The sequence below is a fragment of the Ruegeria sp. E5 genome, assembly GCF_056534105.1.
On record NZ_JBQFPA010000002.1, the window covers coordinates 153141 to 177634 of the forward strand.

Annotated in this window: 29 protein-coding genes; 10 read left to right on the top strand and 19 right to left on the bottom strand. The window is 57.6% G+C overall.

What is annotated here, in order from left to right:
* Positions 1-56: 56 nt before the first annotated feature.
* Positions 57-764, bottom strand: a complete 708-nt coding sequence (locus ACR0BI_RS08925; RefSeq protein ID WP_170625762.1) for a helix-turn-helix transcriptional regulator — start codon at positions 762-764, stop codon at positions 57-59.
* A gap of 82 nt (positions 765-846) precedes the next feature.
* Here ACR0BI_RS08925 and ACR0BI_RS08930 point away from each other — a divergent pair, with 82 nt between their 5' ends.
* Together ACR0BI_RS08930 and ACR0BI_RS08935 are read left to right on the top strand one after the other, a co-directional pair.
* Positions 847-1545 (top strand): glutathione S-transferase family protein, encoded by a 699-nt coding sequence (locus ACR0BI_RS08930; protein WP_480562283.1) that lies wholly within the window; start codon positions 847-849, stop codon positions 1543-1545.
* Positions 1542-1928, top strand: a complete 387-nt coding sequence (locus tag ACR0BI_RS08935) for a DUF1801 domain-containing protein (RefSeq protein ID WP_170406797.1) — start codon at positions 1542-1544, stop codon at positions 1926-1928. Before ACR0BI_RS08930 ends, ACR0BI_RS08935 begins: the two co-directional genes overlap by 4 nt.
* Here the strand turns inward: ACR0BI_RS08935 and rnr are convergent.
* From rnr to dapE, 3 genes are read right to left on the bottom strand one after another with little or no spacing between them, the layout of a single operon-like run.
* Complete coding sequence (gene rnr / locus ACR0BI_RS08940; protein ID WP_480562282.1) at positions 1919-4177, bottom strand: ribonuclease R; 2259 nt, start codon at positions 4175-4177, stop codon at positions 1919-1921. The genes ACR0BI_RS08935 and rnr overlap by 10 nt on opposite strands.
* A 57-nt stretch (positions 4178-4234) precedes the next feature.
* Complete coding sequence (locus ACR0BI_RS08945) at positions 4235-4810, bottom strand: TIGR04282 family arsenosugar biosynthesis glycosyltransferase (RefSeq protein ID WP_170611359.1); 576 nt, start codon at positions 4808-4810, stop codon at positions 4235-4237.
* Positions 4811-4813: 3 nt separating this feature from the next.
* A complete protein-coding gene (dapE, locus tag ACR0BI_RS08950) occupies positions 4814-5953 on the bottom strand; it encodes a succinyl-diaminopimelate desuccinylase (protein WP_480562281.1) in 1140 nt (379 codons plus the stop codon).
* Positions 5954-6160: 207 nt separating this feature from the next.
* On the opposite strand from dapE, the gene ACR0BI_RS08955 reads away from it, so the two are divergent.
* Positions 6161-7219 (top strand): transporter substrate-binding domain-containing protein, encoded by a 1059-nt coding sequence (locus tag ACR0BI_RS08955; RefSeq protein ID WP_170514903.1) that lies wholly within the window; start codon positions 6161-6163, stop codon positions 7217-7219.
* Here ACR0BI_RS08955 and ACR0BI_RS08960 read toward each other — a convergent pair.
* From ACR0BI_RS08960 to ACR0BI_RS08970, 3 genes are read right to left on the bottom strand one after another with little or no spacing between them, the layout of a single operon-like run.
* Positions 7216-7560 (bottom strand): hypothetical protein, encoded by a 345-nt coding sequence (locus ACR0BI_RS08960; RefSeq protein WP_170399025.1) that lies wholly within the window; start codon positions 7558-7560, stop codon positions 7216-7218. The two genes, ACR0BI_RS08955 and ACR0BI_RS08960, sit on opposite strands and share 4 nt — an antisense overlap.
* A 37-nt stretch (positions 7561-7597) precedes the next feature.
* Complete coding sequence (locus ACR0BI_RS08965) at positions 7598-8191, bottom strand: TetR/AcrR family transcriptional regulator (RefSeq protein WP_170399028.1); 594 nt, start codon at positions 8189-8191, stop codon at positions 7598-7600.
* A complete protein-coding gene (locus tag ACR0BI_RS08970; protein WP_255611946.1) occupies positions 8191-8433 on the bottom strand; it encodes a hypothetical protein in 243 nt (80 codons plus the stop codon). Before ACR0BI_RS08970 ends, ACR0BI_RS08965 begins: the two co-directional genes overlap by 1 nt.
* Positions 8434-8575: 142 nt before the next feature.
* On the opposite strand from ACR0BI_RS08970, the gene ACR0BI_RS08975 reads away from it, so the two are divergent.
* Positions 8576-9757, top strand: coding sequence for an aromatic ring-hydroxylating oxygenase subunit alpha (locus ACR0BI_RS08975; protein ID WP_480562280.1), 1182 nt, complete (start codon positions 8576-8578; stop codon positions 9755-9757).
* A gap of 52 nt (positions 9758-9809) precedes the next feature.
* Here the strand turns inward: ACR0BI_RS08975 and dapD are convergent, their stop codons facing one another.
* The 5 genes from dapD to ACR0BI_RS09000 form a co-directional block, all read right to left on the bottom strand.
* Positions 9810-10637: a 2,3,4,5-tetrahydropyridine-2,6-dicarboxylate N-succinyltransferase gene (gene dapD, locus ACR0BI_RS08980; protein WP_170399035.1), complete on the bottom strand. Its 828-nt coding sequence runs from the start codon at positions 10635-10637 to the stop codon at positions 9810-9812.
* 92 nt (positions 10638-10729) lie between these two features.
* On the bottom strand, positions 10730-11695 hold the full coding sequence (bioB, locus tag ACR0BI_RS08985; protein WP_480562323.1) for a biotin synthase BioB: 966 nt from the start codon (positions 11693-11695) through the stop codon (positions 10730-10732).
* Positions 11688-12275 (bottom strand): biotin transporter BioY, encoded by a 588-nt coding sequence (locus tag ACR0BI_RS08990; protein ID WP_480562279.1) that lies wholly within the window; start codon positions 12273-12275, stop codon positions 11688-11690. The genes bioB and ACR0BI_RS08990 overlap by 8 nt, the downstream gene beginning before the upstream one ends.
* 121 nt (positions 12276-12396) lie before the next feature.
* On the bottom strand, positions 12397-12996 hold the full coding sequence (locus ACR0BI_RS08995) for a GntR family transcriptional regulator (RefSeq protein WP_170625755.1): 600 nt from the start codon (positions 12994-12996) through the stop codon (positions 12397-12399).
* Between the two features lie 44 nt (positions 12997-13040).
* Complete coding sequence (locus tag ACR0BI_RS09000) at positions 13041-13952, bottom strand: threonine/serine dehydratase (protein ID WP_170514917.1); 912 nt, start codon at positions 13950-13952, stop codon at positions 13041-13043.
* A gap of 78 nt (positions 13953-14030) precedes the next feature.
* Between ACR0BI_RS09000 and ACR0BI_RS09005 the strand changes: the two genes are divergently transcribed.
* Positions 14031-14873: an LOG family protein gene (locus ACR0BI_RS09005; RefSeq protein WP_170399048.1), complete on the top strand. Its 843-nt coding sequence runs from the start codon at positions 14031-14033 to the stop codon at positions 14871-14873.
* Between the two features lie 3 nt (positions 14874-14876).
* Complete coding sequence (locus ACR0BI_RS09010; RefSeq protein WP_480562278.1) at positions 14877-15974, top strand: cystathionine gamma-lyase; 1098 nt, start codon at positions 14877-14879, stop codon at positions 15972-15974.
* On the opposite strand, the gene ACR0BI_RS09015 is transcribed toward ACR0BI_RS09010, so the two are convergent.
* Positions 15975-16358: a hypothetical protein gene (locus tag ACR0BI_RS09015; RefSeq protein ID WP_170399056.1), complete on the bottom strand. Its 384-nt coding sequence runs from the start codon at positions 16356-16358 to the stop codon at positions 15975-15977. It lies immediately after the preceding gene.
* A 157-nt stretch (positions 16359-16515) separates the two neighbouring features.
* On the opposite strand from ACR0BI_RS09015, the gene ACR0BI_RS09020 reads away from it, so the two are divergent.
* The 3 genes from ACR0BI_RS09020 (at position 16516) to ACR0BI_RS09030 (ending at position 19496) form a co-directional block, all read left to right on the top strand.
* On the top strand, positions 16516-17433 hold the full coding sequence (locus ACR0BI_RS09020) for a DnaJ C-terminal domain-containing protein (RefSeq protein WP_170399059.1): 918 nt from the start codon (positions 16516-16518) through the stop codon (positions 17431-17433).
* Positions 17430-17774 carry a hypothetical protein gene (locus tag ACR0BI_RS09025; RefSeq protein WP_170611369.1) on the top strand — a complete coding sequence of 115 codons (345 nt, stop codon included), beginning with the start codon at positions 17430-17432 and terminating at the stop codon, positions 17772-17774. The genes ACR0BI_RS09020 and ACR0BI_RS09025 overlap by 4 nt, the downstream gene beginning before the upstream one ends.
* Before the next feature lie 63 nt (positions 17775-17837).
* Positions 17838-19496: a U32 family peptidase gene (locus tag ACR0BI_RS09030; RefSeq protein ID WP_480562277.1), complete on the top strand. Its 1659-nt coding sequence runs from the start codon at positions 17838-17840 to the stop codon at positions 19494-19496.
* A 3-nt stretch (positions 19497-19499) separates the two neighbouring features.
* Here the strand turns inward: ACR0BI_RS09030 and ACR0BI_RS09035 are convergent, their stop codons facing one another.
* The 5 genes from ACR0BI_RS09035 to ACR0BI_RS09055 all read right to left on the bottom strand — a co-directional run bounded on the left by ACR0BI_RS09035 (position 19500) and on the right by ACR0BI_RS09055 (position 22972).
* Positions 19500-20123, bottom strand: a complete 624-nt coding sequence (locus ACR0BI_RS09035; RefSeq protein ID WP_170425939.1) for a cytochrome P460 family protein — start codon at positions 20121-20123, stop codon at positions 19500-19502.
* A gap of 225 nt (positions 20124-20348) precedes the next feature.
* Positions 20349-21536 (bottom strand): dual-specificity RNA methyltransferase RlmN, encoded by a 1188-nt coding sequence (rlmN, locus tag ACR0BI_RS09040; protein ID WP_170399071.1) that lies wholly within the window; start codon positions 21534-21536, stop codon positions 20349-20351.
* Between the two features lie 77 nt (positions 21537-21613).
* Entirely contained in the window at positions 21614-21934 is a 321-nt protein-coding gene (locus ACR0BI_RS09045; protein WP_480438911.1) for a lysozyme inhibitor LprI family protein, read from the bottom strand.
* Between the two features lie 157 nt (positions 21935-22091).
* Positions 22092-22262, bottom strand: a complete 171-nt coding sequence (locus tag ACR0BI_RS09050; protein WP_170399076.1) for a hypothetical protein — start codon at positions 22260-22262, stop codon at positions 22092-22094.
* 176 nt (positions 22263-22438) lie between these two features.
* The gene (locus ACR0BI_RS09055; protein ID WP_170399079.1) at positions 22439-22972 is read right to left on the bottom strand and encodes an invasion associated locus B family protein; all 534 of its coding nucleotides are present in this window, start codon (positions 22970-22972) and stop codon (positions 22439-22441) included.
* Positions 22973-23151: 179 nt separating this feature from the next.
* On the opposite strand from ACR0BI_RS09055, the gene ACR0BI_RS09060 reads away from it, so the two are divergent.
* Positions 23152-24150, top strand: a complete 999-nt coding sequence (locus tag ACR0BI_RS09060) for an asparaginase (protein WP_480562276.1) — start codon at positions 23152-23154, stop codon at positions 24148-24150.
* A 3-nt stretch (positions 24151-24153) separates the two neighbouring features.
* Here ACR0BI_RS09060 and ACR0BI_RS09065 read toward each other — a convergent pair whose 3' ends face one another.
* Entirely contained in the window at positions 24154-24474 is a 321-nt protein-coding gene (locus ACR0BI_RS09065) for a YciI family protein (RefSeq protein ID WP_170399083.1), read from the bottom strand.
* Positions 24475-24494: the final 20 nt, after the last annotated feature.

The following is a 24494-nucleotide window of genomic DNA, read 5'->3' on the forward strand; positions in this document are numbered from 1 at the left end:
ATTACTGCTCAGAGCCGATGATAGCGCACAATCGGGATTTCTCAAAACGCAGAACGTCAGGTTTCGTGATCCTGTTCCTCACGTTCCGCGCGAATACGGGCAATGGCATCACGCAAAAGCGATACGCGATTGGGTCGAAAGCTATCCTCGGTCACATCCATGCCCTGCATACGATCCAGCCTAAACACTCGGAAATCCTGGCGCAAGTGACACCAGCTGAGCAGTACGCTGGCGCGATCCATATAGACGATGCTCAGCGGATTGACCCGACGACGGGTGTCTGCGCCTTTGGCATCGGTATAGGCGAACTCGATCACGCGTTCGTCCCACGCGGCTTGGCGCAGTTCGGCGACATCGATGGTTGGCACGGCCGGCCTGTCAAATCGCGTGGCGGTCAAAACGGCGTGGCTCAATCGGTGCGACTGGCGCTGCGGCAACCGGCCCTGCAGCTTGCGTAGGGCCGCGCTTGCGGCATCCGACAGCGCCGGGTCTCCGATCAATTGCACCTCGCGCAAGCCCAACACCAGCGCTTCGAGCTCATCATTGGTGAAACCCAACGGCGGTAGGGTGGCATCCTCGATTAGGGTGAACCCGAAACCGGCCTCTCCGTCGATTATCGCCCCGAGGCCACGCAATGCATCGATATCCCGGTGCACTGTGCGCGGCGAAACGCCTAAATCCTGCGCCAATTGAACCGACGTCCTGGGCGAGGGGCCAGATCGTAGGGCCTGCATCAACTGAAAAAGACGGGCGGTGCGGGACATAGTATATTCTACTCTAAGTCTAATGTCAGAATCTGTCATCAGTCCGACGTATCCATCAGGCGTCCCAACTATGGAGCTGATGATGCTGACCCTTCTCACCTTCCCCTCCGCCTTTGGCCTGTTCAGCGCCAGCCCATTCTGTGTGAAAACGGCCCTGATGCTTCAAAACGCGGGCCTGCGCTGGCAACGGTCCGATCTGCTGGACCCACGCAAGATGCCACACCAGAAGCTGCCGGTTCTTCGCACGCCTGAACGTCTGATTCCGGACAGCGACCTGATCCGCGACTGGCTTGAGGCTCAGGGGGCCGATTTCGATGCTGGCCTGACCGACCTGCAAAAAGCCCAGTCCCGCGCACTGGTCCGCATGGCCGAGGAACACCTTTACTTTCATGTCGTGCAGGACCGTTGGGCCAATGATGAGGTTTGGCCAATCCTGCGCGATACATTCTTTACCGTCATTCCCGCACTGATCCGCAAGCCGGTTTCGAATTCGATCCGGAAATCCGTTCTCAAGGGGCTCGCGTTTCAAGGTGTATCCCGCTTTTCGCCCGTCGAACGACAAGACCGGCTGGAGCGCGACTTTGAGGCGATCTCGGCCTATCTTTGGCAATCGCCTTATCTGATGGGAGAGAAACCTACCTCGGCGGACATGAGCGTCGGTCCAATGCTGGCGGCGATGCGCGCGACACCATCAGACACCCCCCTGACCCGTCGGATTAAACAAGATAAGCTGCTCAACAGCTATATCGACCGAATGGAGCAGGCGATCCCGCTATCATGACAGCCTTTGAGGACAAAAAAGTCGCTGCAGCCTATGAGGCGCTACCAGAAGAGACGCGCAATGGGGCACTAGCGCTGCGCGAGTTGATCTTCGAAACTGCGGCCTCGCTGCCACGCGCTCAGCCTCTGGAAGAAGCGTTGCGGTGGGGCCAGCCCGCCTATCTGGCGCCCAAAGGCTCGACGATTCGTTTGGGCGGACACAAGGCGGCCTGCTTTGCGTTGTTTGTACACTGCCAAAGCCGACTGATGGGGGATTTTACTTCCGCCTTTCCTGGTGAGGATCGGATCGACGGCAATCGCGCGATTCTGTTCGACCGGCCCGATCAGATTGATCCTACGCGCCATGGCTGGCTGATTGCGCGCGCGCTTACTTATCACCTCTGACGGCGTTTGCGTTCGACCTTGCGCTTGATCTTGTCCTTCTTGCGTTTGGTGCTGGCGGCCTTGCGCCGCGTTCCGCGCTTGGCGGGGCCACGGCCGCGCGGCAGCGCCTGATCATCGATGGACAACAACTCCAATTCCAATCCGCCCGTCACCGGCGTCGCCTCGGTCAACCGCACCGTGACACGCTGGCCAATGGCGATGATCAGCCCGGTGTCCGAGCCCATCAGCGTCCCGGCCTCTCGGTCGAAATGGAAAAACTCTCGCCCCAGCGAACGCACTGGAACCAGACCGTCCGCTCCGGTCTCGTCCATCTTCACGAAGGCACCGAACCGGGCAATACCGCTGATCCGGCCAGAAAACTCATTGCCGACCCGCTCGCTGAGATAGGCCGCCAGATAGCGATCAGTCGTATCGCGCTCGGCCATCATCGAGCGGCGCTCGGTATCCGAAATATGGGTCGCCGTTTCTTCCAACCGTGCAATCTCATCCTCGGTCAATCCGTCCTTGCCCCAGCCATGGGCTGAGATCAGCGCGCGATGCACGATCAGATCAGCATAGCGCCGGATGGGAGAAGTGAAATGCGCATAGTTCCGCAGAGCCAGCCCAAAATGGCCGAAATTTTCGGGGTTGTAATAGGCCTGCGCCATCGACCGCAGGGTCGTCAGATTGATCAGCTCCGCATCCTCGGTACCAGCGGCGGCGTTTAGCAGCGCGTTCAGATGTCGGGTCTGCAATACCTGCCCTTTGGCGAGATTTAATCCCGCCGCCTGCGCCGTCTCTCTCAGGCTTTCCAGCTTTTCGGGCGCGGGCTCTTCGTGGACGCGGAACAGTAGCGGGCGGCGTTTGGTGATCAGGGTCTCGGCAGCGGCGACATTGGCGAGGATCATGAATTCCTCGATCAGCTTATGCGCATCCAGCCGGTCACGGAACGCGACGCTGGTCACCTCACCCGTATCGCTGAGTACGATTTTGCGTTCAGGCAGGTCCAGTTCCAGCGGCTGCCGCACGGAACGTGCCTTTTTCAGCGCAGCATAGGCGGCGTAAAGCGGATTCAGCACCGTATCCAACAGCGGCCCGGTGCGGTCGTTCGGGTTGCCGTCGATGGCCTCCTGCACCTCGGTATAATTCAGCGAGGCGGCAGAGCGCATCAGGCCGCGCACGAACCGGTGGCCGATCTTGTTGCCTTCGGCATCAATCTGCATCCGAACCGCGATACAAGCGCGCGGGACGCCTTCGTGCAGGGAGCATAGATCGCCGGACAGGCGATCCGGCAGCATCGGCACTACGCGGTCCGGGAAGTAACTGGAGTTGCCCCGCTTGCGTGCCTCGCGATCCAGAGCCGTACTGGGTTTCACATAGGCGGCGACGTCAGCGATGGCGACCCAGATCACATGGCCACCCGGGTTCTTGGGATCGTCATCGGCATGGGCATAGCAGGCGTCGTCGTGGTCCCGTGCATCCGCAGGATCGATGGTCAGCAACGGCATATCCCGCAGGTCTTCACGCCCTTTCAGTCCAACGGGTTTGGCCTTGTCGGCTTCTTCGATTACCTTGTCCGGGAAGTCGTCGGGAATACCGTGTTGGTGGATGGCGATCAATGAGACAGCCTTGGGCGCGGTCGGATCGCCGAGCCGTTCAACAATACGCGCACGCGGCAGACCCATGCGGTTCTTGGGTCCGGCCTGTTCGGCCTCAACCAACTCACCATCCTTGGCCCCCAGAACGGCCCCGTCCGCGACCAGCCATTCTGTCTGACCAGCCTTGTCGATGGGCACGATCCGCCCGCCTTCGGCCCCTTTGCGGAAAATGCCGACGATCTTGCGCGGGTTGGTGCCGATGCGGCGGATCAAGCGGGCTTCGTAATTGTGATCTTCCTCATGCACCACGGTCAGGCGGGCCAGAATGCGGTCACCCTCACCCAGCGCCGGATCGCTGGCACGCGTTACGAGCAGAACGATGGGCTCGACCCCCTCTCCGTGCCATTCCAACGGGCGCGCAAACAGGTCGCCATCTACGTTCGGGGCCTTCACCTGCAACACGCTGACCGGCGGCAGACGATCCGGATCGCGATAGCTGCGGTTGCGTTTTTCCAGATGGCCGTCGGCCTCAAGTTCTTTCAGGATACGCTTCAGATCGATCCGATCCGCGCCTTTGATGCCAAAAGCCTTGGCGATATCACGTTTCGAGGTCAGGGTAGGGTTCGCCGAGATCCAGTCGAGGACCTCTTGCTTGGTCGGAATGCGTGTCATGAGTTTGGCCTAGCACGGGCATGCGACCGCGTCATGGTCAAAAAGCGGTGCCTCATGTCAGCCGTGCAGATCGGCCACGGTATCCACGTCGCGCAGATGATCCAGCAACGCTACTCGGCACCCGCGAACCGAATTCAGTGTGTCTTTCAACGCGTGTTCCGTTGACCAGCGCACATCGCGGAATAACCCCGAAGGCAACGCGCCATAACGCTGAGCACCAACCAACCAATAGCCGCCATCCGGGGATGGCCCGAACACCATCTCAGCCCGGCCCAACGCGCGAAAGGCCCGCGCAATGTGACCCCTTGTGATGCCCGGAATATCCGCACCGATCAGGCACACCGGACCATCGGGAGCACCGCGCAACATCCGCCCCATACGGTCGCCCAGATCTCCACGCCCCTGAGGCTTCCGGGGTAAATCAACAGGCCAGACCCGACTGTTCATTCCCTCCCTATCCGGAGAGACCGCCAGTACAATCTGCCAGCGCGGATCGCGCAAACGCAGGATCAGGGAACACGTTTGGTGCCGAAACCACCAAGCAGCCCCAACCATGCCGATATTGCGCCCCAAACGGGTCTTGACCCGCCCTGGACGTGGCTCTTTCACCATGATGACCAGCGTTTTCTGCATGGATCAGGCGAAGTAATCCGTCAGAATACGGGTGTAGATCGCCTTGAGTTGATGAATTTGCGCCACTTCGACACATTCATCGACCTGATGCATGGTGTGCCCGACCAGACCAAACTCGACCACCGGGCAATGATCTTTGATGAAGCGGGCATCCGAGGTCCCGCCGGTGGTCGAAAGCTCGGGGCGGATATTTGTTTCTGCTTCGACAGCGCAAGCTACCAGATCAGACAATGCCCCCGGAGGGGTCAGAAAGCTTTCACCCGAAATCTTGATCCGGGTCTCGACATCGACGCCGAACGCCTCGGCAACGGCGGCTGCCTCGGATTGCAACCAATCGCTCAAACTGGCCCCGGAATGCAGGTCATTGAACCGGATGTTCACTGTCCCAGAACATTGCGCCGGTATCACATTTGTCGCCGGATTACCGGTGTCGATCGTGACAACCGCCAAGGTCGAGGCGTCAAAGTGGTCTGTCCCCAGATCCAGTTCGTGGCTGGCCAGCCGATCCATCAGCCGCGCCATCGCGGGCACCGGGTTCTTTGCCCGATGCGGATAGGCCGAATGCCCCTGCACTCCGGTCACAGTGAACCACGCGGTCATCGAGCCGCGCCGACCGATCTTCATCATTTCGCCCATCGTGTTCGGACAGGTGGGTTCGCCCACCAGACAAACCGACATCCGCTCATCCGTTGCGGCCATGTGATCCAGTAAAGCAACAGTGCCATCCAGTGCGTCGCCTTCTTCATCACCTGTGATCGTCAGGATCACCGCCCCATCCGGGGGCGTGTCACGCACAAAATCGATAGCCGCTGCCGCAAATGCTGCCACGCCCGATTTCATATCCGTCGCGCCCCTGCCGTACATCACCCCGTCCCGGACCTCAGCGCCGAAAGGGGGCATGGTCCAGGCCGCCTCATCCCCTACCGGAACTACATCCGTATGCCCGTTAAAGCCAAAGCTGCATGCATGACCCTTCTGCCCCCATCGGGCGAAGAGGTTGCAGATTCCACCACGATCTACGCGAGTGCAATAAAATCCGACCTCCTCCAGCACTTGCTGCAGCAAGACCAAAGCCCCGCCTTCATCGGGTGTGACCGATGGGCAACGGATCAGATTTGCTGTCAGCTCAACTGGATCGGTCATATTGGGCCTCTTGTCCTTAGGGGTGCCTGTGTTCGTGCACAGATTCAACGAATTGCCCGGATTGCCAACCCCGAATAGTCGAATTCCGAGACCGAATGCCCAAGCGGCTTGATTTTGCACCCCAACAAAACATGAGCGTTGACCCAGCGGCTGCCTTGCCGCGCTGCCCTTAAGTGAGTTAGAGGGCCGCGAAACAGGTGATTCCACATGAAGCGTGTCTTCTTCGCATTGATCTGCCTGACTTTCGCGACTCTTGCGCAGCAAAGCCAGGCCCAGTCTCTTACGGTTACAACGGTAACCCGTCCTCCGTTCTCATTTGTCGAGGACGGTGCCCAGACCGGTTTCTCGATGGATCTTCTGGCGGCACTGTCTGAATCGCTCGGCTGGAAATACTCGATCAACCGCGTCGAGACATTTGGAGAAATGTTGGGCGCGGTTCAGGATGGCTCTGCCGATCTGGCGATCGCTAATATATCGATCACCGCCTTGCGCGAAACCCGAATGGATTTCACACAACCGATATTTGAGGCCGGATTACAGATCATGGTCCCGTCAGAGGCCGCTCGCCAGCCATCGCTTTTGCACGCTTTGCTGTCTCGGGAATTGTTCATCGCTATCGGGCTGGCCTTTGCGATCCTGCTTGGTGGCGGCATGCTGATGTGGAGTTTTGAGAAACGCGCGCAGCCCTACTTTGATCGCAAATTGAATGAGGCGTGGTTCCCGTCGTTCTGGTGGGCCCTCAACCTGGTGGTGAACGGTGGCTTTGAAGAGCGGATGCCGCGCACCCCGTTTGGCCGCCTGTTGGGTGTAGTACTGGTGGTGTCATCCCTATTCATCGTCTCCGTTTTCACGGCCCGGATCACCTCGGTGATGACGGTGGACGCAATCACCGGCAGCGTCAATTCGGTCAACGACCTTTACGGCAAACAGGTCGGGACGATTTCCGATTCAACCGCCGCCAGTTTTCTGAACCGGCGCGAGATCGACTATACCGGCTATGGCGATCTGCAGGACATGTTGAACGCGTTTGAGAATAAGGATTTGGATGCGGTCGTTTTCGACGCTCCGATCCTGTCCTATTATGCAAGCCACGAAGGGCGCAGAATGGCGACAATGACCGGGGGCATCTTCCTGCGTGAAAACTATGGGATCGCATTTCCAACCGGATCGCCATTGGTCGAAGACGTCAATCAGGCGCTGCTGTCCCTGCGCGAAGACGGCACCTATGACGAAATCTATCGCAAGTGGTTCGGGGTAAGAAACTAAGCAGTTTCCTCGTCGCCGAAGAATGGCGTCATCTGTGCCACGATAACCGCGTTTTCATCCAGCGCCCGTTGCATCAATGCCCGCTCATCCGGATCGATATCATGTCCTTGCGCCTCACGCTCGGCCAGGGTGCCATAGCCGGTGACATCCAGCGGTGCAGTATCGGCCTGCTTCAGGATCGCTACTGTCTCGCGCACGGCTTCGGCCTCGTCCACGCCGCTGGCAAAACACATCAACGCCGCCCCGGTCGCGCCTTCGGGCAGGCCGTCGCCATCTTTGCGACCGATCTGAACCAACAACGTATAGACTTGCTGGCGCGAAGGTTTTTTCTGCTTTTCCATAGTGCCCGCAATACGCTGGCCCGATGGCACGGTCAACTCAGTCGCAGGTGCTGGCGTATAGGTGGTCCAACAGCATCTGCGCTGCCACGCGCTGCGTGTCGCGCCATTCCGCCCGGGGTCGCAATGGCATCACAGCATCCGTATTGAAATAAATTGCGGACATACCCGCTGCCACGGCTTGGACCCCTTGCACATTGGCAGCAGGCAGTTCGTTCATGATTTCAGCAGCGATCCTTGCCTCGAAGTCATAGACAAACCCAAGCAAGGGTTCTCGCAAATCCGCGTGTCTTTCTGAGGCTGCGACCAAAGCGGCAAAAACCGCAGCACTTTCCGAAGAATAGGTGCCGCGTCCGAACAAAGCGTCCAGCATCGCTGCAACCCGATCAGTGCACGGCAGAGTGTCGAAGAGCGCCTCAACCTGATCCGCGAAGACTTTCAGGACGTGATCTAGCAGCTTGCTAACCATCTCATCCCGGTTGCCCAGATAGTGGCGCAGCAATGGCCGCCCGACGCCCGCCTCTTCTGATATGCGCGCCAAGGTCGAGCCATCCAGCCCGTACCGCGCGACACAACGCATAAATGCGTTCAGGATTTGCTCGGATCTGGCGTCTTTCATACTGGGACGGGGCATCAGAATCCGTTCGCAACTGGTGGAAAAACATCCGCCAGAACGTAGAGAACGCCCAAACCGATCCACAAACCCGTCAGCGACCAGAACAGTGCCGGATCTGTCGCGCGGTTTATCGGTTCGATCAAGAAGGCCTGCCCCGAGCGCACCGCCAAGAGCCCCCAAAATATGAACAACAGACCCCAAAGGCCGTAATACCCGGCGAAGGTCGAGACAAGAAGCGCCGCCAGAATTAGCAGTGTCATCCACCTTTGATTCCTCAGGGTTTGAATAAAAGTCATCCTGCCTCCAAGCGGGTTCAGAAAAATCTTAAGGTGAAATCTGGACATTCGAAGGTTTATTGTCAATATTGATGATTATCATTTTTGACAATAAACGGACTCAACAATGCCGCCTGACGCACTTCCGGATCAACCCAAGCAACAACTGCCGCGTGAGGCATATGTCTCGGACAGTTGGTATGAGGCCGAACAGAAAACCCTGTTCAGCAAGTGCTGGAGTTTTGCCGGCGTGACTATGGATTTCACCGAACCCGGCGATTTCAGGACGATTCAGGCCGGGGCCTACGCTCTGATCGTCATACGGGACGCAAATGGCGACTTGCGCGCCTTCCACAACCAATGCCGCCATCGCGGAACCGAGTTGTTGGAAGGTTGCGGCAACGCAGGCAAGACCATTGTCTGCCCTTATCACAACTGGGTCTACAATCTGGATGGCGCATTGCGCGGAGTACCAGCCCAGCGCGAGTGCTTTCCGGATCTGGACAAGAAGGCAACCGCGTTGTTCGGTGCCTCAGTCGGTGTCTTCCGCAACCTTGTTTTTGTTCACCCAGAACCGGATCAAAGCTTTGACGCGTGGCTTGGCGATCTGGCTCAAATACCTTGGCCTCATGATCTGGCATCAAGCGAGCTACAAGAGAACCCCGACGACGTGGTCTATGAGATCAACTGCAATTGGAAGGTCTTCTTTGAAAATGCAATCGACGGCTATCATCTGGCCTATCTGCACAAAGACACGTTGGGCGGGCCAACCCATGACAAGAATCTTTGGGAGGTTTTTGGCCACAACATGGTCTGGTGGTCGACCGAGCGCGAAGGCGTCAAACATCGTATCCCTCAGTTTGTTGAAAACTCGGCCAAAGGGTCCGGCCTGAAAACGGTACGGAATGCCGAAACGCCGGGCTATGGTGGGGTCTACATGCTGTTTCCGACCACGATCCTGACGCCAAACCCCTGGGGGTTTTCGATATCGACCATGGAACCGGTCGACGCCAACACAACTCTACTGCGGGTCAGAAACTGGTCGCCTAAAGGCTGGTTCACCTATACGCATCGCGCGGCGGACATACCCGGATACGACCCGGAATCCGGTCGGATCAAATCCTCTCACTGGACCCTGCACCCACTGGAGACGGGGGATTTTCAGACCGAGGATGTCTGGGCGTGCGAAAAGATGCAGCGCGCCCTTCAATCGCCCCGATATCAAGTCGGCCCTCTGGCCAAAGGGGCCGGAGGTGAGGCGGCGATTGATTTCTTTCAGCAAACAGTGCTGGAGTTCATGCCAAAATAAGAAAGGCCGCAGAGCATGCACTCTGCGGCCTATTCAAACTGAAACGAGGGGATCAGTCGCGCAGTAGCTCATTGATCCCAGTTTTCGAACGGGTCTTTTCATCGACGCGTTTCACGATGACCGCGCAATACAGGCTTACATTGTTCTTGGACGGCATCGAGCCCGCAACAACCACCGAATAGGGCGGAACCTCGCCATACATGACTTCACCGGTTTCGCGGTCCACGATCTTGGTGGATTTACCGATGAACACGCCCATGCCCAGAACCGAACCCTCGCGGACGATGCAGCCTTCGACCACTTCTGAACGCGCACCGATAAAGCAGTTGTCCTCGATAATGGTCGGACCGGCCTGCATCGGCTCCAGTACGCCTCCAATGCCGACGCCGCCCGACAAGTGCACGTTCTTGCCGATCTGCGCGCAGGAACCAACGGTGGCCCAGGTATCAACCATCGTGCCTTCATCGACATAAGCGCCAAGGTTCACGAACGAGGGCATCAGCACCACACCAGGTGCGACATAGGCCGACTTGCGGACCACACAGTTTGGCACGGCGCGGAACCCTGCCGCGCGCCACTGGTTCTCTCCCCAGCCGGCGAACTTGCTGTCGACCTTATCCCACCAGCCGCCGTCTTGCGGGCCTCCGGTCTGGATTTCCATGTCCTTGATGCGAAACCCCAACAGAACTGCTTTTTTTGCCCACTGGTTCACGTGCCAATCACCACTGTCGAGCTTTTCAGCCACCCGCAGCGAACCGCTGTCCAGCGCGCTCAGCGTGTCTTCGATTGCTTCTCGTTGCTCGCCGGTGGTCGCAGGGGTGATTGTGTCACGTACTTCCCAGGCGGCTTCGATGGCGGCTTCCAGTTGCGCATTGGACATGGGGCGTCTCCCTAGAGAATCTGTTCACGTTGATGTGGCCTATACGCAAGCGAGACCCATGGCGCAATGCGACGCGGATACCTCGGTTTGCGTCAATCATCGGTAAGTGCGCTGAGTGCGGCAAACATATCCCGGTCATTTTGGGTTCCGGCATTGGGTGCGGTCAGCAACACATCGCCGTAGAAAACCGAATTTGCACCAGCCAGAAAGCACAAAGCCTGCTCGGCAGTTGAAAAATCCAACCGCCCTGCGGACATACGCACCCGTGTTTGCGGCATGGTGATCCGCGCGGTCGCAACCATGCGCACCAGATCAAAAATGCCCACCTTTTCTAGATGCGCCAGCGGCGTGCCTTTGATCGGGATCAGCGCGTTTATCGGTACGCTTTCGGGATGCGGGTCAAAATTCGCAAGGACCTGCAACAGCGAGGCACGATCCCGCAGGCTTTCAGCCATACCGATAATGCCGCCGCAGCACAGATCAATGCCTTCGTCCCGGCAATAGCTGAGGGTCTCAAGACGATCCTGATAAGTACGAGTTCCAATAATCTCGCCATAGAATTCCGGCGAAGTATCCAGGTTATGATTGTACGCCGTAAGTCCCGCCTCCGCCAATCGTTTGGCCTGATGTGGCTTGAGCATGCCTAGGGTGACGCAAGCCTCCATGTCCAGATCGCGCACGCCCCGCACCATGTCCAGCACATTGTCGAATTCTTCGCCGTCGCGCACCTGACGCCATGCAGCACCCATGCAAAACCGTTCAGCCCCCGCATCGCGCGCCCGTTTGGCAAGCGAGATGACATGCGCAGGGTTCATGAGCTTTTCCTTGGTCAGCTCGACCTCGCGATGATGGGCGGATTGCGGGCAATAGGCGCAATCCTCGGGACAGCTTCCGGTTTTTATCGACAGCAGGCTGGCTTTTTGGATGTCGTTTGGATCATGATACGTCCGGTGAATTACATTTGCGCGACCTACCAGATCCAACAGTGGGAGGCGCATCAGCGCCTCCACTTCATCCACGGTCCAATCGCTGCGGATATCTTGCCCGGTATCAAGCATCTGGCTGCGGCCCACGGATTTTCTGCATCAGACCCGTCGGCAGGCCAATCACGAGAACGGCTGCCAATGCAATCTTCACGAGATCACTCAGAATGAAAGGGCTGAAACCGTAAACCAGAACCTTGTCTGCAGGCACGAACTGAGCCAACCAACCCAGACCCAGCGCATAGATCACCGCAAGTCCAGCCAGCATCGCCGGAACCAGAAACAGTTTGCGCAGATTGTCCGCGGCCCATCCAACCATTACCGAGGCGACCACGAAACCCAGCAAATAACCTCCGGTTCCGCCCATCATATAGGCCAGCCCGATGCCTTTTTCGGGCGTTCCGGCAAACACCGGCAAACCCACTGCCCCGGCAACCATGTAACCGATCACGGTTGCAGAACCGAGACGCAGCCCAAATGCCGCGGCGATAGCCATGACGGCGGCGACTTGAAGGGTCATGGGCACAGGCCAAAATGGCACCTGGACTTTTGCACTGGCGGTCAAAAGAAGAATACCCAACGCGACACGAAGGATCTGACCCGCAGGGGTTATTACTCCGGCGGCCGGGAGGGTGGATTGCAGAGTGGCTTTCATCGTCATTCTCTTTTTATAGATAATATTACATAGATTCGGAATTGATCATCATTTTTATCTATTAAAAATCAAGTCAAATCTTCTGAGGAGGCACAGATCGTCGTTTCAATGGCAGAAAGTATCAGCTGGCACGACGGATATGGCGCACAAGTATCGAGGTTGCGGCGGAAACGTCTTTACTCTTCAGCGCCTGAATGATCGCAGCGTGATCCGTATCGACGCGCTGCACCCATTTGGGCCGCCAATGTGCAAACAGGTGCCTGGCACTGGCGATGTGCAGGTCATCGACAGAATGCAAAAGGCGGGGCAACCCGCATGGTGTCAGGATGGCACGATGAAACACCCTGTTCCGCGCCTCCCACTGAGGCATGCTCTCTGCCTCATCACACGCCTTTCGTGCATCATCAGCGGCCTTCAGAGCAGATGGGGTCATGTTTTGCACGGAATACTGCATTGCCAGCGTTTCCAGCGCGACACGCATTTCGATCACCTCACGCACTTCGGCAGGGTCCAACGCGGTGACGCGCATGCCCTTTCGCGGCTCGCTTTTGGCCAATCCATGCGCCTCAAGCCGCAGCAGTGCTTCGCGCACCGGCACATGGCTGGTCTCAAAGTCGCGCGCGATATGGTCCTGACGCAGCTTTTCACCGGCAGGAAGATCGCCGGTGATGATTTTCTGGCTCAGGGCATTATAGATTGTGTCGGCAATGGTCGCGGTCATGAATTATAGATAAAATCCATGAACAACATCTACAAGCCGTATTCTCAACCTGTTAGCGGATCTGGCGCGATGTTCCCGCCGCAAATCAGCACTGCGACACGCTCACCCGGCTCCGGCTGGTAAGCGCCCGAAATCAGTGCGGCAAGCGCAGCAGCCCCTGCTGGTTCAACCAGTATTCGATGCGTCTGCCACAGAGCATTCTGGGCTTGCGATATCGCATCGTCAGAAACCAGAACCGAACTCATGCCTTGGGCCAGCCGAAAGCAAATATCACCAATTCTCCGTGCGCCCAGTGCGTTCGCTGCGATGCCCGAAACGGAAACATCAACCGGTTCGCCCGTAGCCAACGCCGCATTCAGCGCGCAAGAGGTTTCCGGTTCGACCGCCACGACTTTGCGCGCACCCTGAAACCATGCCAAAGCTCCGGCAATCAGCCCACCGCCGCCCACGGCCACCAATACTGTGTCCGCCTGCAAACCCTGCGCGTCCCATTCAGCAAAACATGTCCCCTGCCCTGCCACCGTCGCTGGCGCATCATAGGCATGGATTTGCATGGCGCCGGTGCTTTCCTCATGCGCCTGCGCCATGGTCAGTGCATTGGCGTATTCACCCGAAACAACACTCAGATCAGCCCCGATCCGCTTGATCAGCGCAATCTTGGAGGGACCTGCAAGTTCGGGCACAAAAATCTTCGCTGGATAGCCCAGTGATTGCGCGGCATAAGCCGCTGCCGCACCGTGGTTGCCACCGGAAGCCGCCACGACGCCTGCCGCAGGCACATCCATGCTGAGCAGGGTATTGAACGCCCCGCGCGCTTTGAAGCTGCCGGTGTGCTGCATATGTTCAAGCTTCATTTCAATCGGATAGCCCGGAATATGGCTTTCCATCACCGGTGTGACCTGCGCGTGTCCGGCAATGCGATCCCGCGCTGCCAATATTTCACTTTTCCAATCCATTCTTGTCTTTCCGTGACTGGCACTCTGCCCGCGAACCCTATAGCTGTTTTGGAAACACGCAAGCAGGGAACCCCGTTTATGAGAGAAGATCGCCTCAGCCCCTTTCGCGACGCACAGACCGACCGCTCGACCGCAAGCGAGGTACCAGATACCCCGCAGACGCGGTCTTCGGCCTATCGCCTTGCCTTCGCTGATGATGACTTCCTGTGCCGGGATGAGCTGCGCCCCGTACGACTGCAGCTGGAGCTGCTGAAGCCCGAGATGATCATGACAGAGCGTGAGATCACCTCGACCATCGTCATGTTCGGTGGCGCGCGCATTCCGGAACCCGCTCAGAAACACACGGCGCGGACCGAGACCTTGGCCGGGCTGTCGAAATACTACGATGAAGCGCGTGAGTTTGCGCGGCTGATGACCGAGAAGTCAAATCAGACAGGCTGCCGCGAAAATGTGATCGTCACCGGTGGCGGCCCCGGCGTGATGGAGGCGGGTAACCGTGGTGCACAGGATGCGGGCGGGTGTTCGATCGGCCTGAACATCGTGCTTCCGCACGAGCAGGCTCCGAACCTATACGTGACGCCTGATCTCAGCTTCAATTTCCACTACTTCGCCATCCGCAAGATGCACTTCCTTATGCGCGCTCGCGCCATCACCATCTTCCCCGGCGGCTTCGGCACCATGGATGAGCTCTTCGAATCCCTGACTTTGATCCAGACCGGCCGCATGGACCGCGTCCCTTTCCTGCTGTTCGGGCGTGAGTTCTGGGAAAAGGTTATCAACTGGGAAGCGCTGGCCGATGCGGGCACGATCTCGGACGAGGATCTTGACCTGTTCCGCTTTGTCGACACTGCGCAAGAGGCAGTCGAGATCATCGAGAACTGGGAACCCGCGCCCCCACGCGATGAAATACCGGGGCGCTGAGCCATGAGCCCGAAGACCGGAGAAATGTTGCACCTGCGCGGGAATGCACTGAACAAGGGCGAGCCTGTGGCCCTGCCGTTGACCCAAAGCAGCATGTACCATCTGCCCGGCGCGCCGGATGGGCATGCCAGCTATGGCCGGGTCGATAACCCGACCTGGGTGCATCTGGAACACGTTCTGTCGCATCTCGAAGATGCACCCTGCCTCAGCTTTCCTTCCGGTATGGGTGCGATTTCGGCGGCCTTGTTTGCGACGGTCCAAGCCGGGTCGCGGCTGCTGATCCCGTCCGACGGGTATTATGTGACGCGCCTTTTGGCTGATCGTTTCCTGTCAAATCTGGGCGTCTCGGTTATCGAACGCCCAACCACCGACTTTGCCGAAGGTGGCTTTGTTGAATTCGATGTGGTGTTTCTAGAAAGCCCCTCGAACCCCGGTCTGGACATGCTTGAGCTGCCAGTAATCGCCGAGGCCGTGCGCGAGGCCGGCGGCATCACCATCGCCGACAACACAACGATGACCCCATTGGGCCAGCGCCCACTGGACCTTGGCGTTGATGTGGTTGTGAGTTCAGATACCAAAGCGATGGGTGGGCATTCGGACCTGTTGATGGGTCATTTAGCCAGCCGCAATCCGCAAATCATGGAGCGAGTTGAGGAATGGCGCCGCGTCTCCGGTGCGATCCCGGGGCCACATGAAGCGTGGTTGCTACATCGGGGTTTGGAGACTCTGGATGTGCGGTTTGATCGGATGTGTAGCTCAGCACAAATACTGGCTGAACGGCTGGCGGCGCACCCGGCCGTGAAACAGATCCGCTATCCCGGACTGACCGATGATCCGGCGCACACATTGGCGACGGCTCAAACCACGCGCTTCGGGTTTCTGCTAAGCATCACGCTTGAGACCGAGAACAAAGCCGAACAGTTCATCAACAGCTGCCCACTGCTGCGTCCGGCTACATCCTTCGGCGGCGTCCACAGTTCGGCCGAGCGGCGCGCCCGTTGGGGGGATGCTGTCGATCCTGCTTTCATCCGCCTGTCCGTGGGGTGCGAACCGGTGGACGAGTTGTGGCAGGCCATCGAGGCCAGTTTAGACGCGATATGACTATTTCTTAGGGTCGCGCAGTTCGGGAAACACGTAGATCGGCAGCACAATACTGCCGATCAGAGCGCCCAACCATACCAGCAAGGTTGCGGCCAACAGATTTGAGATACCGCCAATGGTCAGACCGGATGTGATCAGATCGGTGACCAGAAGGCCAACAAAGGTCACGATCAAGGCAATTCCGCCCTTCAGCGCCGGTGCCTTCTTTTCCCCCAGCTTCAGGATCAGCGGTTCGGCTATCACCTGGACCAGGGTGAACACGACTACCACCACGATGAAGGAAATCGGTCGGATCGCAAACTCTGACAGCAGCAAACTGGCCAACAACAGCCCGATGGCGTTCCCAGCCAGCAATGCCAGCACCGATTTGAGCCTGCGCGTCATGGGGTGATCTCCGTCAATGATCAATCTGAAACATCTTAATATTAGCAGAGCTTGACAGATTTACGAGACAATTTAGCCGCCTCTTCTTTTTGACCTGTTGAAATCAATTGATAAAATACCTTCATCAAGGCCAAACCCCACATCGACGAGAGGCAAGATGAGCGACGACCCCTATTCCGTACTTGGCGTCGCCAAAGACGCCAGCGATGCCGAAATCAAGAAAGCCTATCGGAAGATCGCCAAAGAATGCCACCCGGACCTCAAGCCGGGCGATGCCGAGGCAGAGGCCAAGTTCAAAGCCGCTGCTGCTGCTTATGACCTGCTGAAAGACCCCGAGACGCGCAAACGCTACGACAATGGCGAAATTGATGCGTCGGGACAGGAACGTCCGCAGCAGCAGTATTATCGCGAATATGCCGAGGCTGCAGGCAACCCTTATCGCGGTCACGCGGCTGAACAGGACGATATGTCCGACATCTTTGCCGAATTCATGCGCGGGCGGGGTGGATATGGACAGCGCACGCAGGAGTTCCATGCACCGGGCCACAACTTGAACTACTCGCTGCAGATCAGCTTTCTTGACGCCGTTTTTGGAGCCAGCCAGAAATTGACCCTGCCAGATGGGAACCGGATTGAAGTGAAGATACCTGCGGGTATCACGACCGGGCAAACCATCCGCCTGCGTGGCAAAGGGGCCCCGGGGTACGGCGATGGGCCTCCCGGCGATGCGCTTGTGACGATCTCGGTTGCGGATCACCCGGTGTTCGACCGTCAGGGCGATGACATCCACATCACGCTGCCCATCACCATTGATGAGGCCGTTCTGGGTGGCAAGGTTCCCGCCCCCACCATCGACGGTGGCGTCAATGTCAGTGTCCCAGCGGGGACCAGCAGCGGCAAAACCCTGCGCCTGCGTGGCAAAGGAGTCAAGAAACGCGGCTCGTCCGAGCGGGGCGATCAGTTCATAGAACTGACCGTCGCAATGCCAGATAAGGTAGACGATGAATTGAAGCACTTCATGGAGACATGGCGCGAAACCCACGGCTATGATCCGCGCAAAGGAATGCCGTCATGAGCCGCACATTGACCGAAGCCGAACTGATCGACGCCATCACCCGCCTGACTTCGGATCGCCTGACCGAATATCTGGCCGCTGAGATCGTGATCCCCGAGCAATCGGAGCAAGGTCTGCGATATCAGCGTATCGACGTTGCACGTCTGGAACTGGCATGCGAACTGCATGACCAGTACGACATGGAGGCCGATGCACTGTCGATGATGATCTCTCTGATCGACCAGATGCATGGGCTGCGCGCCGAACTGCGCGAGGTTTTGAACGCAGTCGAGGCGCAACCGGAACCGGTTCGCCAACAACTGATCGAAGTGATCGGAACAGCGCGATTCCGTCGCAGTTAACGGGGTTTTGGGAGCCGGGATTTTGGCGTAGAAGGCGCCCTTGATCCTTAGCCCGGTATCCCCATGACCCAGTCCAGATCCGAATTGCTGATGCCTGCGGGCAATCTGCGTAAGTTGAAACTCGCCATCCTCTATGGCGCGGATGCGGTCTATCTGGGCACACCGGATATGTCGCTGCGGACAAAGTCCGAGTTCTCGCTGGAAGAGGTGATAGAGGGAGTCGAGTTCTGCCACAACCATGGCCGGCGCGCGTACCTGACACTGAACCTGTTCTCGCACAATAAGGACATTCCGAAGCTGGACGAATACATCGACACTGTCCGCAAGGTGAAACCTGACGGGCTGATCATCGCCGACCCCGGAGTGTTCCAATACGTCCGCGAACGCGCGCCGGAACTGCCGCTGCATATCTCGACGCAAGCCAATATCTGTTCGTGGTTGTCGGTGAAGTTCTGGCAGGATCAGGGGGCCGAGCTTGTGGTTCTGGCCCGCGAAGTCTCATACCCCGAATTGGTCGAGATTCGCGAGGAATGCCCCGATATCAAGCTTGAGGCGTTTGTGCACGGGGCCATGTGCATGACCTATTCGGGCCGCTGCCTACTGTCGAACTTCATGGCCGAACGCGGGGCCAATCAGGGCAACTGCGCCAATTCCTGCCGCTGGAACTATGGTCTGAAACTGCGTCTGAAAGACGGAACGCATCAGGAGCTGCGCATTACCGATGAAAACGCCGACCTATTCGAATTCCTGCTGGAAGAAGGCTGTCGCCCCGGTGATTTGATGCCCATCGAAGAGGATGATCGTGGATCCTACATCCTCAATTCCCGCGACCTGTGCATCATGCCCAAGCTGGATGAATACTTGAAGATCGGTGTCGACAGTCTGAAAGTCGAAGGGCGCGGCAAATCGGAATACTATGCCGCCATCGTCGCGCGCGCCTATCGTATGGCCATCGACGACTATCACGCCGACCCCGAGAACTGGGACCCGAAGCCCTATATGCGTGAACTCGAAACAGTCGGGAACCGCGGCTACACGCTGGCTTTCCACGAAGGCCGCCTGACCAATTATGCACATGATTACGAACACACAGCCTCGATTGCGCAGTGGGAATATGCCGGGATCGTCACCGAGGTGACCGAGGATGCCTTTCTGGTCGAGGTGAAAAACAAGCTGGAACCGGGGGATGTATTGGATTTCGTCTCTCCGATTTCGCGCGAGACAGTTCTGCTGCGGGTCTATGACTTTGAACGCGCGCATGATGGGGCGCGGCTGGACGTTGTGCAAGGCAGTACCAAAACCATCATCCGCCTTCCCTTCACCCTGTTCGATCACGAGGATATCGACGATCTGCGCACCCGTTTCCCGGTCTACTCCGTCCTGCGCAAAGAACGTGCCCTGACCGACGAACATTGGAGCCGCATCCGCTTTGACAAGCTGGTGCAGGGGCTGGAAACCTCAGGTCGCAATAACCCCAAGGCCTATGCCCGCCGCCGTGACGAGCTGGTCGAGAAAATCGGCGAAGACGGCAATGAGCGCCGCTTCAAAACCAATCGTATCGGAACCGAGGGATGTTGCGGCAAAGGCTGCAACGGCTGTTTGATCTTCTGGCAGGATGAGAAATTCGCGCTCGCCCGCGAGGTCCTATCCAAACGCAAACAGGGTGAGCAGCTGAGCCGTCAGGAAGCGACTGAGCTGAAGCTGCCGGACCCGGCGGCCTGAAGATCACTCTGCGACACGATACTCTTCGGGTACGTAAAACGTATAGTCCCGGTCCGCGACGGCCTCGTGGCAGACATGGCAGTAATCGACCTCTGACGCGCGAAAGCCCATCGTATCACCGAACAGCGAACCGTCCGGCATCACCATGATATAACGCCAGTCGGCTGTTTCCGGGTTGGTGCCTTCTGGCAGTTTCTCCATCACGAACAGGGCACCGGGATGGATATTGCCCTCATCTGTGACAGTCATGCTGTCTTTGGCCAGGACCGAGCCCGCAGGCAGCTCTTCGCCTTCTTGCAATGTGCCGTAGTTGTGGGCCATGCGGTTCGCATAGCTGTTGACATAGCGCTGCCCATGCGTGGCCGAGATGTAGGGCGCATCGTTGAACAAAGGCCAGTTCTGATAGTTTCGGATCAAGTCCATCTGTGCCGCCGCATAACCCCGCGACATGCGTCGTATCAATGACTGATAGTGTTTCTGCGCTTGCTCCTTGGTCAGATCGGCTGGGTTTTCAATCGCCAAATGCGCATCCTGATCTTTGGTCTGAGCAGATGCCGCGTGGAGAACAAATCCCGAGATCGCCAGAACAGCCGCGATACCCAAGACTTGCCGGTGACTTACAATCATATTGTGGCCTCCCTGACTGATCAGTTCGCCTAAATGCCGCTTTGCTTCAGAAAAATGGTAGCGGCCTTAATTGGTGTTACCAGCACCGCCCCGGCAATCTCACCACCTTGTGTCTGTCGGTGAGTTCCCCATCCAGAGCGGGTCTGCGCCGAAGATACCAAATTTTGAACAAGGAAACAGCACTCAATTCATTAAGTTTTTCGCGTGAAGCCACGGCGCATGCCCTTAGCGGTTTAGCCCGGCTTCAGCCTCGATCTGCTTTCGCGATTTCCGGGCCCGTTCGGTGGCCGATTTTAACTGGCCACAGGCCGCCATGATATCCTCACCCCGCGTTTTGCGGATGGGTGAGGCATAGCCCGCCTGATAGATGATGTTCGCAAAGGCGCGGATACGATTGTTCGAGCTGCGCTTGTAGGGCGCGCCCGGCCATTCGTTGAACGGGATCAGGTTGATCTTGGCCGGGATGTTATGGCGCTTGATATGTGCGATCAGGCGATGTGCGTCTTCGTCGCTGTCGTTCACGCCATCCAGCATCACGTATTCGAACGTGATCCGTTCAGAATTCGACGCGTTGGGATAGCTGGCCAACGCCTGCAGCAGTTCCTCGATATTCCAGCGCTTGTTGATCGGAACAAGTACGTCGCGAGTTTCATCAGTGGTAGCGTGGAACGAGATCGCCAACAGGCATCCAATTTCTTCAGCCGTGCGCGCGATCTCGGGTACCACACCCGAGGTCGACAGCGTGATGCGGCGACGGGACAGAGAAATCCCCTCGGGGTCCATCGCGATCTTCATTGCGTCACGGACGTTTTCAAAGTTGTAAAGCGGCTCGCCCATACCCATCAGCACGATATTTGACAGCAGGCGTGTTTCATCTTTGGGCGCACCCGGTGTTGGCCATTCCTCAAGATCGTCACGCGCCATCATGACCTGCCCGACAATTTCGGCTGCTGTCAGGTTGCGCACCAATTTCTGCGTGCCCGTGTGGCAGAAGGAACAAGTCAGCGTACAGCCCACCTGAGATGAGATGCATAGCGTTCCGCGATCATCTTCAGGGATATAGACAACCTCAACCTCATGCCCGCCCGCGATGCGGCACAGATACTTGCGGGTGCCGTCCTCTGAAACCTGACGGGTCACGACTTCGGGGATTTCGATTACGAACTGCTCGGCCAGTTGCGCGCGATAGGCCTTGGCCAGATTGGTCATCTCACCAAAATCACGCACACCCCATTGGTAGATCCATTGCCAAATCTGCCCCGTGCGCATCTTCGCCTGCTTTTCGGGCGTGCCGTGTTCAATTAGCGCCTCACGCAATTGATCGCGGGTCAAACCGACAAGGTTCATCTTCCCCTCGGGCAGTTTGCGGGGGATGGTCATGACGTCTTGAGTGATCGGCGCTTTGGGCGACATTGGCGTATCTCGGTGGATTCTGGCTTGGGATGCGCCTCTATATAGGAACACACGTAAAGATCAAAAGAATTCGTGCTTCAATTTGCGTAACGCAACAATTCGTCAACCCGCGCCCGGCCAAGGTCAACCCGACAGGCTGTGATGGCGATCCCCGTACCCGATCCTCCGCCGAACGAAGCACCTACCGCTTCGCACTGCGCATCGCGATAGGCCACCCACGCGTTTTGCGAGGCCTCCAGCGCAGGCACAGCGACGACCCGTCCAGTGACCTCGTCCAGTTCTTGTGCGGAGCCAAGCGCCAGCGAATAGCTGGAGTCTATCGCAGCGTTTACCCGCAACTCCATATCCGAAACACAAGATCCAATTTCCACCTGCGAACCGGCGTCAATACACTCCATAGTTGGATCCGCAATTGCGGATATCGGAAACATCAAAAAAACAAATGCCCATCGCATCCATCAATCCTCCAGACAGAGATATCTGTCTATCACAGATCAAGATGCGCGCCCAATCAAGATGGGCCACTAAAGCAGAAACTTAAGCGGCCCACTGTTGTTAGTTTACTGCGGGCGGGATGTAGCAATCTTCTGCATCCAGGGTCTTTACGGGATCTTCCGGACCACATTGCTCACCCGTTATCGGATAGGTTTCCGATCCTTTCTCACAACCTGCAAGGATCACCGCAGACGCCATCAAGAGCACTGCCAGGTTTTTGCTTAAGTTCATTGCCGACTCCTCAACAAATTCTGAACTAATTAGTTCAGTAAACGGGGACGCAGGCTTTGACACGGATCAAGAAACACCGCTCTACGTGGCGTAAATTTCTGAAAACACACAGGATCGGACCAAACAAATAAAACCCCGCCGGAAAGCGGGGTTTCGGAATTTGATCTGCTTGTGGCTTAGTTCGTACAGCGCGTTTCCGCGTCTTCAATCGCGGCCGTAAAGCCCAGCAACGAGAAGGTGTCCTTGGTCTGCGTACCACGTTCCGAACGGGCGGTCAGCACCGCCTCACTTCCGCGCTTCATCGCTGTGACGATCTTGGCATCGTCCGAGGCGGTCGCAGGCCATGCCCACTCACCATCGGTGAACAGCTCGAACTCGCTGCCATCGACAACCAGATTGACAGTAGAACCAGACGCAAACGGATAGCCGCCGGTAAAGGTCACCTGCCCTTTAACCTCGGCATTCGGGCGATAGAACACAAACAGCAGGATATCGCTGCGCCGAACGGAAACGACCCGGCCACCGCGTGTGTTCACGGTCTCTTTCGGGGCAGATACGCTCCAGCATTCGGTTGGGTCGTCCTCGACAAACACGCTCCAGTCCGTTTTTGCAGCGACGCGATTGGTACTGGTCGCCTGCTGCGCAATTGCCGTTGTCGCCATTCCTGCCATGCACAGGCCCGCGATCACGCGGACGAGCTTTAATCCCATCGGTTCAGCCTCCTAGCCCGACCTATTACCTCATACCCATCGGAAATACGTGCGAACTCTGCCGGTTCGTCTGTTCAGTTGCGTATTCCGATGATTGTCGACATACACACACTAACGCAGGTTTCGCCACAGGCGAAAGAGCGATTGGCAGATTTTTGCGCATGATTGATGGGGTGGACATGACACAAGCCGTACCGATGACAGAACTCTGGCGCGGGTCACTGTTGGAAAGCCTGCATATGGGCCATGCAGTGATCTGTGACGATAGTGGTCAGATCGTGCGCAGCTGGGGTGATCCAAACGCGGTGATCTATCCCCGTTCCTCGGCCAAAATGATCCAGGCCCTGCCGCTGATCACCTCGGGAGCAGCTGCAAAATACGGTTTGAACAGCGAACATCTGGCCTTGGCCTGTGCTTCACATAACGGGGCGCATATCCATACTGACCGCGTGTCCGCATGGCTCGATCATCTCGGTCTGTCCGAGCCCGATCTGCGCTGCGGCCCACAGGAACCTGCCGACATGGCGGCCCGCGACGGGTTGATTCTTGCGGACGATACACCCTGCCAGATTCACAACAATTGCTCAGGCAAGCATTGCGGTTTCCTGACTTTGATGCAGCATATGGGGGCCGGGCCGGAATACTTGGAAATCGACCATCCAGTTCAGCAGGCCTGCCTGTCTGCCATCGAAGAAACCACAAGCGAAACCAGTCCCACCTACGGAATCGACGGGTGCTCCGCCCCAAATTTTGCGACATCACTGGTAGGGCTTGCGCGATCAATGGCTTGGTTTGCCTCTGCCGCAGACCGTTCGGACCGCTCCAGCGAAGCAGCGGTGCAGCTCACAGAAGCGATGGTGAAACATCCCGAACTTGTCGCAGGTGAAACTCGCGCTTGTACCGAGTTGATGCGAGCGATGAACGGGCGCGTTGCAATCAAGACAGGGGCCGAGGCCGTCTTTGTTGCCATCATCCCTGAAAAGCGCATGGGCGTTGCGCTTAAAATCACTGACGGCACTACCCGCGCCAGCGAATGCGCCATTGCCGCGATTCTAGTGCATTTAGGTGTGCTAGAGGCCGATCACCCGGCCACTCGCAAATTCATGAATGCCACACAGTATAGCCGTCGTGGGCTGGAATGCGGCGCTATCAAACCTGCACCGGGCTTCCCCGGCTGAGGATTACATCTCGATCTCGTGGACCTCGGCCACCTCAACCGAACCCGAGCCGTTCACAACCATCGGGCAGCCCTTGGCCATCTCGGTTGCGGCGTCAATGCTATCAGCCTTGACCACCGTGAAACCCGAGGCCGGGTTTGCACCACCATTGTCTTCGATCCCACCACTGCTGACCGTGTAGGACTGGCCTACAGGATTTCCCGGAATCTCTAATGAGCCGCCGATTTCCTGAAACCAAGCGCCCCAAGCGGCCATGGTCGCCTCGATCTCGGCGGGATCGGTTGGGGTGTGACCCCCGTGATAAACAAACAAATATTGGGGCATATCGCTCCTCCCTGATGAAA

Excerpts from the sequence above, each read along its gene's own strand:
- ACR0BI_RS08925 (WP_170625762.1), bottom strand. The coding sequence starts at position 764 with ATGTCCCGCACCGCCCGTCTTTTTCAGTTGATGCAGGCCCTACGATCT.
- ACR0BI_RS08930 (WP_480562283.1), top strand. The coding sequence starts at position 847 with ATGCTGACCCTTCTCACCTTCCCCTCCGCCTTTGGCCTGTTCAGCGCC.
- ACR0BI_RS08935 (WP_170406797.1), top strand. The coding sequence starts at position 1,542 with ATGACAGCCTTTGAGGACAAAAAAGTCGCTGCAGCCTATGAGGCGCTA.
- rnr (WP_480562282.1), bottom strand. The coding sequence starts at position 4,177 with ATGACACGCATTCCGACCAAGCAAGAGGTCCTCGACTGGATCTCGGCG.
- ACR0BI_RS08945 (WP_170611359.1), bottom strand. The coding sequence starts at position 4,810 with ATGCAGAAAACGCTGGTCATCATGGTGAAAGAGCCACGTCCAGGGCGG.
- dapE (WP_480562281.1), bottom strand. The coding sequence starts at position 5,953 with ATGACCGATCCAGTTGAGCTGACAGCAAATCTGATCCGTTGCCCATCG.
- ACR0BI_RS08955 (WP_170514903.1), top strand. The coding sequence starts at position 6,161 with ATGAAGCGTGTCTTCTTCGCATTGATCTGCCTGACTTTCGCGACTCTT.
- ACR0BI_RS08960 (WP_170399025.1), bottom strand. The coding sequence starts at position 7,560 with ATGGAAAAGCAGAAAAAACCTTCGCGCCAGCAAGTCTATACGTTGTTG.
- ACR0BI_RS08965 (WP_170399028.1), bottom strand. The coding sequence starts at position 8,191 with ATGCCCCGTCCCAGTATGAAAGACGCCAGATCCGAGCAAATCCTGAAC.
- ACR0BI_RS08970 (WP_255611946.1), bottom strand. The coding sequence starts at position 8,433 with ATGACACTGCTAATTCTGGCGGCGCTTCTTGTCTCGACCTTCGCCGGG.
- ACR0BI_RS08975 (WP_480562280.1), top strand. The coding sequence starts at position 8,576 with ATGCCGCCTGACGCACTTCCGGATCAACCCAAGCAACAACTGCCGCGT.
- dapD (WP_170399035.1), bottom strand. The coding sequence starts at position 10,637 with ATGTCCAATGCGCAACTGGAAGCCGCCATCGAAGCCGCCTGGGAAGTA.
- bioB (WP_480562323.1), bottom strand. The coding sequence starts at position 11,695 with ATGCTTGATACCGGGCAAGATATCCGCAGCGATTGGACCGTGGATGAA.
- ACR0BI_RS08990 (WP_480562279.1), bottom strand. The coding sequence starts at position 12,275 with ATGAAAGCCACTCTGCAATCCACCCTCCCGGCCGCCGGAGTAATAACC.
- ACR0BI_RS08995 (WP_170625755.1), bottom strand. The coding sequence starts at position 12,996 with ATGACCGCGACCATTGCCGACACAATCTATAATGCCCTGAGCCAGAAA.
- ACR0BI_RS09000 (WP_170514917.1), bottom strand. The coding sequence starts at position 13,952 with ATGGATTGGAAAAGTGAAATATTGGCAGCGCGGGATCGCATTGCCGGA.
- ACR0BI_RS09005 (WP_170399048.1), top strand. The coding sequence starts at position 14,031 with ATGAGAGAAGATCGCCTCAGCCCCTTTCGCGACGCACAGACCGACCGC.
- ACR0BI_RS09010 (WP_480562278.1), top strand. The coding sequence starts at position 14,877 with ATGAGCCCGAAGACCGGAGAAATGTTGCACCTGCGCGGGAATGCACTG.
- ACR0BI_RS09015 (WP_170399056.1), bottom strand. The coding sequence starts at position 16,358 with ATGACGCGCAGGCTCAAATCGGTGCTGGCATTGCTGGCTGGGAACGCC.
- ACR0BI_RS09020 (WP_170399059.1), top strand. The coding sequence starts at position 16,516 with ATGAGCGACGACCCCTATTCCGTACTTGGCGTCGCCAAAGACGCCAGC.
- ACR0BI_RS09025 (WP_170611369.1), top strand. The coding sequence starts at position 17,430 with ATGAGCCGCACATTGACCGAAGCCGAACTGATCGACGCCATCACCCGC.
- ACR0BI_RS09030 (WP_480562277.1), top strand. The coding sequence starts at position 17,838 with ATGACCCAGTCCAGATCCGAATTGCTGATGCCTGCGGGCAATCTGCGT.
- ACR0BI_RS09035 (WP_170425939.1), bottom strand. The coding sequence starts at position 20,123 with ATGATTGTAAGTCACCGGCAAGTCTTGGGTATCGCGGCTGTTCTGGCG.
- rlmN (WP_170399071.1), bottom strand. The coding sequence starts at position 21,536 with ATGTCGCCCAAAGCGCCGATCACTCAAGACGTCATGACCATCCCCCGC.
- ACR0BI_RS09045 (WP_480438911.1), bottom strand. The coding sequence starts at position 21,934 with ATGGAGTGTATTGACGCCGGTTCGCAGGTGGAAATTGGATCTTGTGTT.
- ACR0BI_RS09050 (WP_170399076.1), bottom strand. The coding sequence starts at position 22,262 with ATGAACTTAAGCAAAAACCTGGCAGTGCTCTTGATGGCGTCTGCGGTG.
- ACR0BI_RS09055 (WP_170399079.1), bottom strand. The coding sequence starts at position 22,972 with ATGGGATTAAAGCTCGTCCGCGTGATCGCGGGCCTGTGCATGGCAGGA.
- ACR0BI_RS09060 (WP_480562276.1), top strand. The coding sequence starts at position 23,152 with ATGACACAAGCCGTACCGATGACAGAACTCTGGCGCGGGTCACTGTTG.
- ACR0BI_RS09065 (WP_170399083.1), bottom strand. The coding sequence starts at position 24,474 with ATGCCCCAATATTTGTTTGTTTATCACGGGGGTCACACCCCAACCGAT.